The organism is Xanthomonas fragariae, assembly GCF_900183975.1.
Classification (GTDB): Bacteria; Pseudomonadota; Gammaproteobacteria; order Xanthomonadales; family Xanthomonadaceae; genus Xanthomonas; species Xanthomonas fragariae.
In genome coordinates this window covers 2,792,623-2,806,455 of sequence record NZ_LT853882.1, presented here as the reverse complement: position 1 = coordinate 2,806,455, position 13,833 = coordinate 2,792,623, and the positions used below count along the sequence as shown (strand labels likewise).

The window sequence follows — 13,833 nt, the reverse complement described above, 5'->3', positions numbered from 1 at the left end:
CGCTTCACTGGCTGTGAGCGCCGCGCTGACTAGAGTGGGGCGCTGGTTTCCTCAATGGAGTGTTCCCATGAGCAAGATCACCATCGCCGTGCTGGTCGGCAGCTTGCGCGCAGAGTCGTACAACCGTCAGCTGGCGCGCGCATTGGAACATCTGGCTGGCGACAAGGCCGTGTTCGAGTACCCGGAGATCGGCGACATCCCGCTATACAACCAGGACCACGATGTGGATTTCCCGGCCCAGGGCACGCGCCTGAAGCAGCAAGTGCGCGCCGCCGATGCGGTGTTGTTCGTAACCCCCGAATACAACCGCTCGATTCCCGGCGTGCTCAAGAACGCCATCGATACCGGCGCGCGGCCGTACGGGGATAGTGCGTTTTCCGGCAAGCCGGCGGCCGTGGTCGGCATCTCGGTGGGCGCGATCGGCACCGCCACTGCGCAGCAGCATCTGCGCAATGTGCTGTCGTATCTGAACATGCATGTGCTTGGTCAGCCGGAAGTCTTCCTGCAGTACAACGAAGGTCTGTTCGGGGCCGACGATCAGATCGTCAACGCTGACAGCCGCGCGTTCCTGCAGGGCTTTGTCGACAGGTTCCTTGGCCTGATCGAGCACCTCAAGCGCTGAGTTGATCACAGCCCAGGACTGCCTGCATGCAGGTGCCAAGTGGGCTTGGCAGTGTGGCGCAAAACCATGCATGGCAAAGGTCTGGGTCTCTGCGACAGCCGCGCGTAGACAGGTGATGCACTGGCTATGCACCAGTTATCCACAGAGTTGTGCATGGTCGACGGCGCCGCCGACGACTATGCTTGCCGCCCCCGTCCGCCGGTGTTAGGTCTGTTTGTCCATGTCCGCTCGCCCTGGTTTCCGTTCCAAGCGCAATCGCGACCGCGACGACGATTATGATCGTCCCGAGCCGCGTCTGGACCAGTTGCGGGTGCCACCGCATTCGGTCGAGGCCGAGCAAGCGGTGCTGGGTGGTCTGATGTTGGCGCCGGATGCATTCGACCGGATCAACGACCAGCTCACCGAGAACGACTTCTACCGGCGCGATCACCGGTTGATCTACCGCGCCATCCACGAACTGGCCGAAAAGGATCGCCCCTTCGATGCGGTGACCCTGGGCGAGTGGTTCGAGTCGCAGGGCAAGCTGGAGCAGGTGGGCGATGGCGCTTATCTGATCGAGCTGGCCAGCACCACGCCGTCGGCGGCCAACATCGTTGCGTATGCGGAAATCGTGCGCGACAAGGCAGTGTTGCGGCAGTTGATCGAAGTCGGCACCACCATCGTCAACGACGGCTTTCAACCGGAGGGCCGCGAGAGCGTGGAGCTGTTGTCGTCGGCGGAAAAAGCGGTGTTCAAGATCGCCGAAGCCGGCGCGCGCGGGCGTACCGATTTCGTGGCGATGCCAAGCGCATTGAAGGACGCTTTCGAAGAGCTGCGCATCCGTTTCGAAAACGGCGGCAACATCACTGGTCTTCCGACCGGCTACACCGATTTCGATGCGATGACCGCCGGCCTGCAGCCGACCGATCTGATCATCCTTGCCGCGCGTCCGGCGATGGGCAAAACCACGCTTGCGCTTAATATCGCCGAATACGTCGCGATCAAATCCAAGAAGGGCGTGGCGGTGTTTTCGATGGAAATGTCGGCATCGCAGCTGGCGATGCGTCTGATTTCATCCAACGGCCGCATTAATGCGCAACGTTTGCGTACCGGTGCATTGGAAGACGAAGATTGGGCGCGCGTGACCGGCGCGATCAAGATGCTGAAAGAAACCAAGATCTTTATCGACGACACACCTGGCGTGTCGCCGGAAGTGCTGCGTTCCAAGTGCCGCCGACTCAAGCGCGAACACGATCTTGGCCTGATCGTCATCGACTACCTGCAGCTGATGTCGGTGCCGGGCAATAGCGAAAACCGCGCGACCGAAATTTCGGAAATCTCGCGTTCGCTCAAGGGCCTGGCCAAGGAGTTGAACGTGCCGGTGATCGCGTTGTCGCAGCTCAATCGCTCGTTGGAAACCCGTACCGACAAACGCCCGGTGATGGCCGATTTGCGCGAATCCGGCGCGATCGAGCAGGACGCCGACATGATTGTCTTCATCTACCGCGACGATTACTACAACAAGGAAAATTCGCCGGACAAGGGCCTGGCCGAGATCATCATCGGCAAGCACCGCGGTGGTCCCACCGGCTCGTGCAAGCTCAAATTCTTCGGCGAATACACCCGTTTCGACAATCTGGCGCACGACTCGGTGGGCAGTTTCGAGTAAGCGTTGTGGGCTAGCTGGGCGAGCATTCGTTCGCCCGGCATCGCGGCATCGTTGCCCCTGCTGGCTTATGCTGCGCGCCTCACTACCGCTGCCGAATTCCTATGTCACACGCCATCGTCTGGTTTCGTCGCGATCTGCGTCTGGAAGACAACCCGGCCCTACGTGCCGCACTGGATGCCGGGCACCACCCGATTCCGTTGTACATCGATGCGCCACAAGAAGAAGGCGAGTGGACGCCGGGTGCCGCCTCACGGACCTGGCGGCATCGCTCGCTGGCGGCGCTGGATGCGGCACTGCGTACGCGTGGCAGCGGCTTGGTCATTGTCGCCGGCAACAGCGCGCAGGTGCTGGATAAGGTGATCGCTCAGACCGGTGCGGTGGCTGTGTATTGGAATCGTAAATACGAACCGGCCACCCAGCCGCGCGATGCGCAGATCAAACGCACGTTGCGCGAGCGCGGCATCGAAGTGCAGAGCTGCAATTCGGCCTTGTTGTTCGAACCGTGGCAGTTGTCGACCCAGCAGGGCGGCCCGTACAAGGTGTTCACCCCGTTCTGGCGCAATGCACTGACGCAGCTGCAATTGCCCGTCGCACTGCCTGCGCCGCGCAGTCTGCCGCCGGTGCCTGCGCAGCTGACAACCGATGCATTGAATACGTTGGGATTGATACCCAGGCTGCATTGGGACCAGGGCTTCTGGGAGCTTTGGCAGCCCGGTGAGGCTGGAGCCCATGAACTGTTGGAAATCTTCATCGACGGTGCGCTATCCGGCTATCGCGAAAACCGCGATCGGCCCGATCGTGTCGGCACCTCGCAGCTGTCGCCGCATCTGCACTTCGGCGAGATTGCGCCGTGGCGGATCGCCAGCACGCTGGAAGCCAATCGCAACACGCGTACTAGCGCAGAGATCGATGGCTACATCCGTCAATTGGGCTGGCGCGATTTTGCCTATCACCTGCTGCATCACTTTCCCGACACGACCAACCAGAATCTCAATCCGCGCTTCGAAGGATTCGATTGGGCCACCGTGGATCCGGTCGCGTTGCAGGCCTGGCAGCGTGGTCGCACCGGCATTCCAATCATCGATGCGGGCATGCGCCAACTCTGGCACACCGGCTGGATGCACAACCGCGTGCGCATGATCGTGGGGAGTTTGTTGTGCAAGCATTTGCGCATCCATTGGATCGAAGGTGCGCGCTGGTTCTGGGACACGCTGGTGGATGCGGATCTGGCCAACAACACGCTGGGTTGGCAGTGGGTGGCCGGTACCGGCGCCGATGCAGCGCCGTATTTCCGCGTATTCAATCCGGTGACGCAAGCGGAGAAATTCGATCCGCAGGCGGCTTACATCACCCGCTGGGTGCCGGAGCTCGGCAAGCTCGCAGTGAAGGAACGCTTTGCACCGTGGTTGCATCCGTTGTCGCTGGCACGCTGTGCGCCGGAGTACCCGCGCACGCCGATCATCGGTTTATCGGAGGGCCGCGATGCTGCGTTGGCGGCGTATGCGAAGACCCGCGGGTAGACGCGGGTGACGGCGTGCGCGTGCGCACCCGGGGTTCGTCCACGTGACATTTTTGTGGTTTCAAACTGAAAACGTTTTCCTGAATGGTGCGCTATTTGCGTGCGCTGTGCGGCTGCTTTCATCATGCCCCAATCGCATTGGACTGTTTATCCTCGCGGTCACGATCGAGTGCCGGATGGTCCGGCCATAGGAGAACACCATGTCCCCAGCAGCCACCAAGAGTCTCGCCGTTGCCCTGGCCAGTGCCATCGCGCTGGCCGCCTGCGCTACCGGCGGCTCGTATGTGCAGCGCGACCAGTACGGCGATCAGACGCAACAGCAGAACCGCACCGGGCGCAATGCGTTGATCGGTACCGCGATCGGTGTGGCTGCTGGCCTGCTCAGCGGCGACAGCGCCACCGAGCGTCGTCAGCACGCCATGGTCGGTGCCGGTATCGGCGCACTGAGCGGTGCGGCGATCGGCCAGTACCAGGATCGACAGGAACGCGCACTGCGTCAGCGCACTGCCAACACCGGGATCGAAGTGCAGCGCCAGGGCGACAATATCACCTTGAACCTGCCGGACGGCATCACCTTCGACTTCGGAAAATCCGCGTTGAAGCCGCAGTTCTACACCGCGCTTAACGGCGTTGCCTCGACGCTGCGCGAGTACAACCAGACCATGGTGGAAGTTGTTGGTCACACCGATAGCGTCGGTAGCGATGCGGTCAATCAGCGCCTGTCCGAAGAACGCGCAGGCGCAGTGGCGCAATACCTGACCGCACAAGGCGTGCAGCGCGAGCGCATGGAAACGATGGGCGCCGGCAAGCGTTATCCGATCGCCGACAACAATACCGATGCCGGCCGCGCGCAGAATCGTCGTGTGGAAATTCGTTTGATTCCGCTGCGCTCTGAGGGCGCTGGTAATAACACCGGTATGCGTTGAGTAGATTTTGACGATGCATCGCACGCAGTGGCTATTAGAGCCTGTTCACGATCTTTTGAGTAGAAGCGCCAAGAAGGCCAGATGGATGAACTGCAAGCTGGTGTTGAGTTTGCGCTCGCAGTTCTTCCACAGCCTTCGGTTTTTCTCCAGCCAGGCAAAACTGCGCTCGACGATCCAGCGCTTGGGCATGACCTTGAAGGTGTGCAGTTCGCTGCGCTTGGCAATCTGCACCGTGAGCTGCTCGCCTAGAATCTCTCGCACGCCTTCGGCAAACGGTACTCCGGTGTAACCACTGTCGCACAGCAGGCTTTGTACATGCGTCAAGTTTGACTGACAGCGCTCCAGCGCCTGCAGCGCACCTTTGCGGTCGGTCACCTCCGCCGTCGTCACCGCGATGGCATGGGGCAACCCCTGGGTATCAACAGCGATATGCCGCTTGATGCCCGACACCTTTTTGCCCGCGTCATATCCCTTTTGCCCGGCTGTGTCCGTGTTCTTGACGCTCTGCGCGTCCACGATCAAGAACCTGCTGAAGATGTTGCGCTCCTGTTTCTGGCGGGCCACGCCAACCTGATTTTTTGAGCGCCCGCTCCAGCAGGCTCACTCCTTCATCGTCGCACTCGCTCCACTTGGCAAAGTACGCGTGCACGGTCCGCCACTTCGGAAAGTCGCTGGGTAGCGCTCGCCATTGGCAACCGGTTCGCAGCACGTACAACACTGCGCACCACACCTCATACATATCCACTCGGCGTGGCTTGGTGCGCTTGCGCGCTTGTTCCAGGATCGGGAGGATGTGTTCGAAACGCTCCCGGCTCATGTCGCTCGGATAGGTTTTTTGGCGCATCCGCAGAGTCTGCACCAATCAGGAAAGATCGTGAACAGGTTCTTAGGGAAACTCTGAACTGATCCGCTCGCGTTTGAGCAGTCCGAAGAAGCTTTCCACGGGTGCGTTGTCGTGGCAGTTGCCACGCCGACTCATGCTGCACACCAAGCCATGGGACGCCAGGAAACTGCGCCAGTCATCGCTGGTGTAGACAGACCCTTGGTCCGAATGAACCAAGCAACCAGCGTTGGGTTTGCGCCGCCACACCGCAGGCAACAAGGCCTGCACGACCAACTCGGTGTCGGCCCGATCGCGCATCGCCCAGCCGACGACCTGCCGGGAAAACAGATCGATCACAACAGCCAGGTACATCCAGCCTTCATGCGTGCGGATGAAGGTGAAATCGCTCGCCCAGGCAGTGTCCGGCTCAGTCACGTCGAACTGTCGGTCAAGCAGGTTGGCCGCCGCCTTGCACTGCATTCCTCCATGGAAGCGCGGTTTGCGACCATAGCCCACCTGGGCACGCAGTCCCTCGGTGCGCATCAGCCGATGCACCCGATGGCGACTGCAACGCTCACCCAGATCGCGCAGATCCCTGGTGATCTTGCGATGCCCATAGACACTGCCGCTGGCCAGCCAGTGGTGCTTGATCAGTCCAAGCAAGCGCTCATCTTCCTTGGCGCGCTCACTGTTGGGCGAGCACAACCAGGCGTAATAGCCCGACCGGTTGACCCGCAATACCCGGCACATCGCACACACCCTGAATTCCCCACAGTGGGCTTGCATGAAGGCGTACTTTGCCCTTACCCCTTGGCAAAGTACGCGGCGGCCTTTTTTAGGATGTCGCGCTCCTCGGTCACTCGACGCAACTCTGCCTTCAGCCGCCGAACCTCGGCGCTCTGGTCCACCTCGGCGCGCTGCACCACGCCAGGCTTGCCGAACTTGCGCAGCCAGGCGTAGAGGCTGTGCGTGGTGACACCCAGTCGCTCCGCGACTTCTGCTACCTTGAAACCACGATCGGTCACTTGCCGGACCGCCTCGATCTTGAATTCATCCGTATACCGCTTGCTGCTCATAGACACCTCCGAATTGACCATTTTCCATGGCCTTGAGATGTCTAGGAAACCCTGGGCGTATCACTGGCCTAACCACGGAGGTGCCATGAACTGCTCAGAAATTGTATCGAGATCCCACTTTCTTTGATCCGCATGCGACAAAACATCCGCTTGATACAGTGCGTCCCCCCAGTCGAATTCAAAGGTGGGACTCAACGCGTCGGGCTGGGTTGACAACGCAGGTCTCGTCGCCTCCTCAGCGGGCGTATCGGGATTCCAGACGTGTTGAGGCGCCGGCGGCAACCCATCCGGAGCAGTGGGGTGCTGCAGGGAGGAGTGAGAAGACACCGACGGTTCGGCCCCGCTTCCGAGTTCGGGCAACTGCACCTTAAAAGGATCCATCCTGCGCACTTGCGTCAGCATGTCTCTCAGAACACTTTTGTAGCCAAAGCCCTTGCCACGGATGTAAAGACTCAAATCCCTTTCCAGCATTGGCTCGTGCAAACGCGACGCCATTGGCCCCTTGCAATTATTGTTCAGCCAAGCGCTGAATTGGCGCATATGGGTTGACAGCATGTCGGCGTAATTTTCTTGGTTAATAGATGTCGTCTCGCGGCCGGACGCCAACAAAGAATTTTTAAATTGCTCACTGAGTTGGCGGTCGACGTCGTGGGCCTGAAGCTTATTACTCTGCTCAGGCGACTGCGCGTTAGGAGCAAACAAATCGCGCACTTGCGCCAGCATGCTTATCAGCTTCATGGCATCGCCTCGGCGGTCGCTATCTGTAAAGAGCTTCAAATCCTCATCCAGCGTTGGGTCTTGCAGACGCTTCGCCATCGGCGCCTTTTGATTCGCCTTTAGCCAAGCGCTGAAAGAGCGCATAAAGCTTGACATCCTACTGGAGTAGGTTTGCCCGTTAGTGTATCTCTTCTCGGGGCCGGACGCCGACAAGGAATCCGACAAAACATTTTTGAATTGCTCGCAGAGTTGGCGGTCAACTTCATGGATCTCAGACGTATTAAATTTACTCCGCACGGCAGGCGTTCCCCGCAAGACAGGCTGCTTCAACAGGGCCGGCGTTTTGCTTACGCAAAAAATATCCAGATTCCGCAGTGCCGTATACACAACACTCGAGTTCACCCTGTTCGTGCTTGTTAAGAAGTTGTTGATGTCATCTTGCAAGCTTGGCGACTGCAGTCTGCCCGTTTCGCACAATGCTCCTTTATCGTTGGAATGGAGCCATGCACTGAATGCCCGCAATTCAGTCAAACATCGGCTGGGGATAGCAGAACGCGCATTATTGATGAGGTTTTTATCACCTTCAGGAATCACATGTTGGGATTGAGCGGAAATCGTTACCGTTCCGTTGGATTCCACGGCACGCAGATGTGTCATTGCTGCGATCAGATGAGTGCGGCCAGTCTCTTCTTGGAATTTCTCCGCATCGAGCATCAGCTCGTCTTTGAAGAGCCGATCTTGCAGACCACCCTTGCTCTGCTGCTTGAGCCATGCGCTAAAAACTTCAAAAAGTCTGGCGTAAATTCTTACGGTTTCGGCTTTGCCTTCCCCCTTGGCACCGTTTAAAAATCGCTTGATGAGTGGCGTGTCGTCTGGATAGGGTAGATCGGAGTCTGACGACCCGGTGCCGAGTGGAATTGGAACTTTGCGCTTACGGCCCGAAGTTGATGGACGATTATCTGGCGCCCGATGTTCTTTATGAACTGCGGCGTCTTCAGAAGCGAGCTGTTGCTCTGTTGCCCCCTGGAGCTCAGGCGCATCAGTGCGCCAAAGCGGAGAATGCTGCACATAACTGTTGGGGGGCAGGCCGTCGTAATGCAGCGCGGAGGAGGGAGCCGGCGTCGATGTGACATTCGGCGCCGGATGCGCGCCCGATCCCGGCGCCGAACGCACAGCAGATGCCTCGGTGCGACGGCGCTTATTTGGTCGAGCTGCCAGTTCGCTGAGGACGCCAGAGGGCGCTGAGGGCGAGGACATACCGGACGCAATAGTGCCCGCGCCAGCCGGCTGGCCAGCGGCCTGCTCTGGCGGGCTCTGATAGCTGCTCTGCGCATGCGTCCGACGATTGTTGCTCTTTGTGCTCTGCATTTTTTCGCTCCGCTTCATAATGAAAAAGACGGCTCGTTGCTGGATCTTGACAAGCTGATGCGGCTCAGGGATATCCGCTGAAAACCGCCAACTCTGGCGCATTGGCGCCACCGATGAGCTTGCTTCTCGTCTGGTCGAAGCGCTGCCGATCCAGCTCTCAAGTAATGATCAAGCATCGTGATCGATCGATCGCAAACCCGGTGCGCAGATGGCGAAGGCGTAGCGGGTTTGCCGAACACCAACGCGAGCGTTCAAGGGGGACGCGCGCTGGCAACGTTTGTCGAGTGAAGGATTGGACCTTGAAGTCATCAGTCTAATGACGACGACACCGGCCCGAACCGGACCGATCACGGCAAGCTCGGCAGCAAGCGGTAGCTGATCGTCGACCGCAGCGGCGTTGCCATTTGGTCGCACACGCCCATTCAATCGACAATGCTGCAAGGAAGATGTCGCGCCGGTCAGCGATGTGCGCGATGTGCGTGCCTTGCCGGAGTGTTGTGCGGCTTCAAAAAAGACGCTGGAGGCATCGACCAACGACTGGCACGTTAGCCTCAACGCCGAACTCGGCTGCCCATGCCTCACGCAGTGGTTCCGGAAGCCGGTCGTATGCATTGATCCATGTTTCCAAGGCGCCTGTCCAACGCTGCAATGCACGCCCCGCATCCGGCTTCTTCCGCCGTCATAGCGGCTCGCATTTCCTCGATATGGGCGTATCGCTTTGTCCGGGGAACAAGCGTCGAAGCCGGTCATGGCGACCACGATGTTGCTGATGTTGTCGCTGCCGCGTCGATAAACGCTGCGCCGGCGACGCGCTCAAGCCGATCGCGACAAGCAAGCCCGACAATAAGGCATGGCATACCTTTGGGGCTGAGTGCGAAGCGGCCTGTGGCGCTTCGAGACTGCGTTGCGCGCGTTGCCCAGGCCACCGCCTGGGCTGCAACGCACGCGCTGTTTTGGCGCGCCAAAATCCGCTTCCCGGATGGGTTGTTAGTCAGGCGGCACGGAGCGGGCGCCGCGCCGCTTGCCTTGGCGGTCAGCCAGGCCGGCGCCACGCAGCACCGGCTCCGCACCGCTGATCACCGATGCATCTCATCCCAACGTGCATAACGCGCCCTGGGATGGCATTTCCAAAAGCGCTCTGCCGTTGAGGGCTGCCACTGCTGCACATCGTCGTGTCGGCCGTCAGGCTAAGGTTGCCAGCCAGCCATCAAGTACGACGTGTAGAGCATGGAAAACCGTAATCAGGAATGGATGCAGGCCGTCACCGAGGCGCTCAGCGATCTGCTGGCTGCACGCGTCGCGCAGGCCACACTGCTGGAAGCCATACTGGTCTCGCATCCTGACCCAGCCGCGCTGCGAATTGCCTGGGATGAGTTGTCGTCGCAACGCATCGCGTATGTGGCGCACAAGAAAGCACTTGCCGACGACCCGCGTCCGATGGACACCTATACGCTTGAGCAATTCAATGCGTGGGAAGAAAAACTCAATCGGTATTTTCCGCGCGATTCGAGTGCGGGAATTGAAGATGCTTGAGTGCGCCGATTAAACAAACACAGGGCCTTGATACAAAGGGCTTAGGCCGGAATGGCTGATGGGCATCGTCGATGTCTTTGCTTGACGCCATTGCAATGCCGAGGCCGGTGATGGCCCCGGCATGCAGTGCTGTCAATTGTTTCGAGCAGCGACCAGCGCTCCTTGCAAGGGGTTGCAGTAGGCCGTCCCAGTTCCAGTGCGGGAATAGATGCAGCACCGGTTCGGTGGTCCATTGCGCGCGGTAGTACCCGTAGTTGTGCTTGGGAAAGCGCTCTGGCGCGTCCGCACGGGATAGGCGAAGTGGTGGAGTGCCGCGTTATATGAGTTGCTTGTTCACTTGCGCGGCACTGGCACGATGATCGATCGCGCTGGTGTGCTCCCTGTCCTGCATGGGTCAGCTTCGGGGTAGAAGCCCAGGCCATTGCCCTCCAACGACGCATTTTGGCGCTGCAAGCCTGCTGCGCGGAAACCCATCTTCAAGACTGGTCGTGCCGACCTCGACACTTGCGGGCGTACTGGACGTTTGCGCGGAGGTGACGATTTGCTCTTGATCGTGCAACTAGCGCGCGCTGGCCGGCAGCCGTGGCAAGGCCGGAAACGCGCGCTGCAGGCAGTCGCTGCGTTCGCAGCTCAGGCAACCTGGGCCGATCGGCACTGCATCGTCCACCGCATGCAGGTCCCAGCCGCGCGCATACACCAGTTGATCGGCATGGCGCAGATCGCAGCCCATCGCCAAGGCAAAGGTCTTGCGCGGGCGGCCATATCCGGGTGCGCCGCTGCTGACCTGGCGGGCCAGCCAGAAATAGCGGCGGCCGTCGGGCATGCGCGCGATCTGGGTCAGGATGCGGTCGGGCTGGTTGAAGGCTTCATAGACGATCCAGAGCGGGCAAGCACCGCCGACATGCGAGAAGTGGAAGTCGGTGGCCGAGTGACGCTTGGACACATTTCCGGCGCGATCCATGCGCATGAAGAAGATCGGCAACCCGGCGGCGCCGCGGCGCTGCAAGGTGCTGAGCCGATGGCAGACCGCTTCGAAGCCCACGCCAAAGCGGTCGGCCAGCCATTCGATGTCGTAGCGCGAGGTCTGCGCGCTGTGCAGGAATTGGCTGTACGGCATCACTAGCGCGCCAGCGAAATAATTCGACAACCCAATGCGCGACAACGCGATGCGTTCGGCGTCTTCGAAGCCCGCATCGGCGATGCGCGCTTCCAGCAGTGGTGCGCATTCCAGCAATGCCAACTGCACGGCCATCTGAAACGCCTGCTGGCCGGGACGTAGATGAGCGGGCAGCCACAGCACGCGCGCCTGCGCATCCACGCTGCGTTTTTCGCTGTGCAGGTCGGTGGATTCGTGCACCAGCAGGCCGTGGCGGTCGGCCAAGCGTTGGCGTAGCCGCAACGGCAGATTTTCCGGAGTCAAGCCGAGTTCGGCGTACAGCGCTTCGGCGCGCTCATCCAGCTCGGGCAAATAGTTGTGTGCACGGTTGAAGTAATCGCGCACCTGTTCGCCAGGCGACAGCAAGGGCATCGCCGCATGGTCGACACCGATCTGCAGTTCCAGCGCGGCATTGCGTTCGCGCAGGTGCCGGTGGGCGCGGTGCAGGTCCAATAGTGCCTGGGCCACCTGCGGCAGGTTGCCGGTGAGCACGCGCAGCTCGGCGGCCGACAAACTGTGGCCTAGGCTGCGCAGCGACGCGTCCAGCGGCTCGACCAGGGCGGCCGGGTCGTCCACATCCAGCAATCCGTCCAGATCGCCCAGGGCTGTCTTGAGTCGCTGCTGGATCGCCAGTGTCAGCGGCCGCTGATTGCGCTCGATCTGGTTCAGGTAGCTCGGCGACAGGCCGAGCCGGCGTGCCAATTCGGCCTGGGTCAGGCCGTGGCGCACACGTAGCCGTTGCAGGCGCAGACCGAGCTGGCGGCGAAGTTGGGGCTGCGACTGTGGCATTCGCAAGATTCGCAAAATTGTGGCGCCAGCTTAGCGCGATTAAGCAATCTGCGGCTGGGAATGCCGGGTTGGGGTGCGAACAATGCGAAGCCATAGCTTTTTCTGGCCCGATTCCCTTGAAATGAGCGAGCCCTGCGATGCGTGATTCCGTCCCCCGCATGTGCCTATTGATCGATGGCGAGTTCGTGGTCTCCGCCAGCACGCACTGGCAGGACGTAGTCAACCCGGCCGATCAATCCCTGCTGGCGCAGGTACCGTTCGCCACCATCAGCGAGGTGGATGCGGCGGTGGCTGCGGCCGGGCAAGCGTTCGTCAGCTGGCGCAAAACGCCGATCGGCACGCGCGCGCGCATCTTTCTCAAATACCAGCAGTTGATCCGCGAACAGCTGCCCGCGTTGGCCGCGCTGCTGAGCGCCGAGCAGGGCAAGACACTGGCCGATGCCGAAGGCGATGTGTTCCGCGGGTTGGAAGTGGTAGAGCACGCCGCGGCGATCGGCAATCTGCAACTGGGCGAGCTGGCCAACAACGTTGCCAACGGCGTGGACACCTACAGCCTGCTGCAGCCGCTGGGCGTGTGCGCCGGCATCACCCCGTTCAACTTCCCGGCGATGATTCCGTTGTGGATGTTTCCGATGGCCATCGCCACCGGTAACACCTTCGTGCTCAAGCCGTCCGAGCAGGACCCGATGGTGACCATGCGACTGGTGGAATTGGCCCTGGAGGCCGGCATTCCCAAGGGCGTGCTCAATGTCGTGCACGGCGGGGAAGAGGTAGTCAACGCGTTGTGTGATCACCCGGAGATCAAGGCGCTGTCGTTTGTCGGCTCGACCAAGGTCGGCACGCACGTCTATCGACGCGCGTCGCTTGCCGGCAAGCGCGTGCAATGCATGATGGGCGCGAAGAATCACGCCGTGGTGCTGCCCGATGCCAATCAGGAACAGACCCTCAACGCGATGGTCGGTGCCGCGTTCGGTGCCGCCGGGCAGCGCTGCATGGCGGCCTCCACATTGGTACTGGTGGGCGAAGCGCGGCAGTGGATTCCCGCGCTGGTGGCCAAGGCCAGGGCCTTGAAGCTGGGTGCCGGCAATGCACCGGGTACCGATGTTGGTCCACTGATTTCCTGTGCGGCACGCGAGCGTGTGGAAAGGCTGATCGCCTCCGGCGTGGAGCAAGGCGCCACGCTGGAACTGGATGGGCGTGCTCCGAAGGTGTCGGGTTTCGAGCAAGGCAACTTCGTCGGCCCGACGATCTTCTCCGGTGTGAGGCCGGGCATGCGCATCTACGACGAAGAAATCTTCGGACCGGTGTTGGTGATTCTGGAAGCGGCCACGCTGGAGCAGGCCATTGGCTTGGTCAACGCCAATCCCAACGGCAACGGCACCGCGTTGTTCACGCAGTCCGGTGCAGCTGCACGGCGGTTTCAGGAAGACATCGACGTGGGCCAGGTCGGCATCAACGTGCCGATTCCGGTGCCGGTGCCGCTGTTTTCGTTCACAGGTTCGCGCGCCTCCAAGCTCGGCGATCTCGGCCCGTACGGCAAGCAGGTGGTGATGTTCTACACCCAGACCAAGACCGTGACCGCGCGCTGGTTCGACGACGACACGCTGGGCCACGGCGTCAACACCACTATCTCTCTCAAATAACCGATAGACCACC

10 protein-coding genes and 2 pseudogenes are annotated in these 13,833 nt (G+C 60.7%); 6 read left to right on the top strand and 6 right to left on the bottom strand.

Features of this window, described 5'->3' with window-relative positions; genetic code table 11:
- Positions 1–67 precede the first annotated feature (67 nt).
- The 4 genes from PD885_RS13020 (at position 68) to PD885_RS13005 (ending at position 4,715) form a co-directional block, all read left to right on the top strand.
- Positions 68–622: an NADPH-dependent FMN reductase gene (locus tag PD885_RS13020; RefSeq protein WP_002810661.1), complete on the top strand. Its 555-nt coding sequence runs from the start codon at positions 68–70 to the stop codon at positions 620–622.
- A gap of 220 nt (positions 623–842) precedes the next feature.
- Positions 843–2,270 carry a replicative DNA helicase gene (locus PD885_RS13015; RefSeq protein WP_002810659.1) on the top strand — a complete coding sequence of 476 codons (1,428 nt, stop codon included), beginning with the start codon at positions 843–845 and terminating at the stop codon, positions 2,268–2,270.
- 101 nt (positions 2,271–2,371) lie between these two features.
- Positions 2,372–3,790, top strand: coding sequence for a cryptochrome/photolyase family protein (locus PD885_RS13010; RefSeq protein WP_088056927.1), 1,419 nt, complete (start codon positions 2,372–2,374; stop codon positions 3,788–3,790).
- A gap of 199 nt (positions 3,791–3,989) precedes the next feature.
- Positions 3,990–4,715, top strand: a complete 726-nt coding sequence (locus tag PD885_RS13005; RefSeq protein WP_002810654.1) for a YiaD family glycine zipper/OmpA-like lipoprotein — start codon at positions 3,990–3,992, stop codon at positions 4,713–4,715.
- A 45-nt stretch (positions 4,716–4,760) separates the two neighbouring features.
- On the opposite strand, the gene PD885_RS13000 is transcribed toward PD885_RS13005, so the two are convergent.
- From PD885_RS13000 to PD885_RS20815, 4 genes and pseudogenes are all read right to left on the bottom strand, one after another.
- Positions 4,761–5,559 (bottom strand): IS5 family transposase gene (locus PD885_RS13000; protein ID WP_088056611.1). Its coding sequence is split into 2 segments (ribosomal slippage): positions 4,761–5,289 and positions 5,288–5,559, totalling 801 coding nucleotides; the frame shifts between segments, so codons are not numbered across the junction.
- A 60-nt stretch (positions 5,560–5,619) separates the two neighbouring features.
- A pseudogene (locus PD885_RS12995) lies at positions 5,620–6,614 on the bottom strand (IS3 family transposase); the annotation flags it as partial.
- 60 nt (positions 6,615–6,674) lie between these two features.
- Positions 6,675–8,801 carry a hypothetical protein gene (locus tag PD885_RS20820; RefSeq protein ID WP_145954049.1) on the bottom strand — a complete coding sequence of 709 codons (2,127 nt, stop codon included), beginning with the start codon at positions 8,799–8,801 and terminating at the stop codon, positions 6,675–6,677.
- Positions 8,802–8,867: 66 nt separating this feature from the next.
- The gene (locus PD885_RS20815) at positions 8,868–9,233 is read right to left on the bottom strand and encodes a hypothetical protein (RefSeq protein ID WP_145954050.1); all 366 of its coding nucleotides are present in this window, start codon (positions 9,231–9,233) and stop codon (positions 8,868–8,870) included.
- Between the two features lie 693 nt (positions 9,234–9,926).
- Between PD885_RS20815 and PD885_RS12980 the strand changes: the two genes are divergently transcribed.
- A complete protein-coding gene (locus PD885_RS12980; protein ID WP_002810648.1) occupies positions 9,927–10,232 on the top strand; it encodes a hypothetical protein in 306 nt (101 codons plus the stop codon).
- Between the two features lie 169 nt (positions 10,233–10,401).
- Here the strand turns inward: PD885_RS12980 and PD885_RS22770 are convergent.
- Both PD885_RS22770 and PD885_RS12970 read right to left on the bottom strand, forming a co-directional pair.
- Positions 10,402–10,500 (bottom strand): annotated as a pseudogene (locus PD885_RS22770) (DUF4982 domain-containing protein); the annotation flags it as partial.
- A gap of 291 nt (positions 10,501–10,791) precedes the next feature.
- On the bottom strand, positions 10,792–12,177 hold the full coding sequence (locus PD885_RS12970; RefSeq protein ID WP_002810647.1) for a helix-turn-helix domain-containing protein: 1,386 nt from the start codon (positions 12,175–12,177) through the stop codon (positions 10,792–10,794).
- 137 nt (positions 12,178–12,314) lie between these two features.
- Between PD885_RS12970 and PD885_RS12965 the strand changes: the two genes are divergently transcribed.
- Positions 12,315–13,820, top strand: coding sequence for a CoA-acylating methylmalonate-semialdehyde dehydrogenase (locus PD885_RS12965; RefSeq protein ID WP_002810645.1), 1,506 nt, complete (start codon positions 12,315–12,317; stop codon positions 13,818–13,820).
- The last annotated feature ends 13 nt before the right edge of the window (positions 13,821–13,833 follow it).

What these genes read in the sequence shown, in the direction of transcription:
- PD885_RS13020 (WP_002810661.1), top strand. Translation starts at nt 68, where the DNA reads ATGAGCAAGATCACCATCGCCGTGCTGGTCGGCAGCTTGCGCGCAGAG.
- PD885_RS13005 (WP_002810654.1), top strand. Translation starts at nt 3,990, where the DNA reads ATGTCCCCAGCAGCCACCAAGAGTCTCGCCGTTGCCCTGGCCAGTGCC.
- PD885_RS12965 (WP_002810645.1), top strand. Translation starts at nt 12,315, where the DNA reads ATGCGTGATTCCGTCCCCCGCATGTGCCTATTGATCGATGGCGAGTTC.
- PD885_RS12970 (WP_002810647.1), bottom strand. Translation starts at nt 12,177, where the DNA reads ATGCCACAGTCGCAGCCCCAACTTCGCCGCCAGCTCGGTCTGCGCCTG.
- PD885_RS13015 (WP_002810659.1), top strand. Translation starts at nt 843, where the DNA reads ATGTCCGCTCGCCCTGGTTTCCGTTCCAAGCGCAATCGCGACCGCGAC.
- PD885_RS20820 (WP_145954049.1), bottom strand. Translation starts at nt 8,801, where the DNA reads ATGCGCCAGAGTTGGCGGTTTTCAGCGGATATCCCTGAGCCGCATCAG.
- PD885_RS12980 (WP_002810648.1), top strand. Translation starts at nt 9,927, where the DNA reads ATGGAAAACCGTAATCAGGAATGGATGCAGGCCGTCACCGAGGCGCTC.
- PD885_RS13010 (WP_088056927.1), top strand. Translation starts at nt 2,372, where the DNA reads ATGTCACACGCCATCGTCTGGTTTCGTCGCGATCTGCGTCTGGAAGAC.